Origin of the sequence: Pseudomonas tremae, assembly GCF_001401155.1 — a bacterium.
GTDB classification, from domain to species: domain Bacteria; phylum Pseudomonadota; class Gammaproteobacteria; order Pseudomonadales; family Pseudomonadaceae; genus Aquipseudomonas; species Aquipseudomonas tremae.
In genome coordinates, this window is the sequence record NZ_LJRO01000212.1 from 1 (window position 1) to 526 (window position 526).

The 526-nt window shown below is 53.8% G+C and carries 1 protein-coding gene; it reads right to left on the minus strand.

What is annotated here, in order from left to right:
- Positions 1-96: 96 nt before the first annotated feature.
- Positions 97-405, minus strand: a complete 309-nt coding sequence (locus ALO43_RS15455) for a hypothetical protein (RefSeq protein ID WP_054997761.1) — start codon at positions 403-405, stop codon at positions 97-99.
- Positions 406-526: the final 121 nt, after the last annotated feature.

Consider the following 526-nt stretch of genomic DNA (forward strand, 5'->3'; position numbering starts at 1 on the left):
GCACAGGGCTCTCAAAATAAAGTCAGATTTGCCGAGTCCCTGGCATGTCACTTCTTTATCGACATGCCGTGCGGTTTCTGAATCGTCAGATTGCAATCAGGTAATGGTCACTTGATCCAGAATCAACTTCACGGCTTGCTGATCGGTTTGCGCCCCGGCCATCAACTCCGCTACCCAGCCGCAACCGGACGTCTCCAGATGAACTCGCCAATCACCGGGCCAGTTCTCAAGCCCGGCCAGGTTCAGAAATATAAAGCCACCCCGCTCAGCATGCCCGCCGGTAATTGACTGTTCAAAACAGAAAGGTTTATCGGCTCCGGATGTGTCGACACTGAATAGGTACACATCGTGTTTCGGGTCCTCAAGCGAAGGCGCGCAATTGCGCTGACTGATCAGCTTCAACACTTCTCAATCTACTCCTGGCTATATGATTGACTGTGACGTCCATTACTTCGGGAATGCAGTTCGCGACGGTTTACGTCGCGAAGAGGACGCAGAGCGTCCAGACCGGCATGCCCGCGCGGAG